This is a genomic window from Actinacidiphila epipremni (assembly GCF_012034175.1).
Lineage (GTDB): Bacteria > Actinomycetota > Actinomycetes > Streptomycetales > Streptomycetaceae > Actinacidiphila > Actinacidiphila epipremni.
Genome location: NZ_JAATEJ010000092.1, coordinates 1 through 363, shown reverse-complemented (window position 1 = coordinate 363; position 363 = coordinate 1). Strand labels below are relative to the sequence as shown.

The window sequence follows — 363 nt, the reverse complement described above, 5'->3', positions numbered from 1 at the left end:
GCGTGTATCGGTGATGGTGCGCCGATCAATGCGTGGTGGCATTGGAGTGCGAACAGCGGTCAGGCGCCGTCGCCGTCGAACACCGGGATCGTGGCGTGGCCGGATGTGCGCGACTACGCGAACACGTACCAGACCGGTTATGCGGCGTTGGGGAACGGTCAGCCGGCGAGGTTGTTCTCGTCGTACGACCAGCAGACCGTGGACACGCATTTCCTGTGGATGCAGCAGAACGGCATCGACACCGCCGCGCTGCAGCGGTTCAACCCCACCGGCGGGGAGGGCCCGACGCGGGACGCGATGGCGGTGAAGGTCCGCAGTGCGGCCGAGGCGCACGGCCGGAAGTTCTACATCATGTACGACGTC

Annotated in this window: 1 pseudogene; it reads left to right on the top strand. The window is 66.1% G+C overall.

Annotated elements, in window-relative coordinates:
• Positions 1–363 (top strand): annotated as a pseudogene (locus HCN08_RS34595) (discoidin domain-containing protein); the annotation flags it as partial.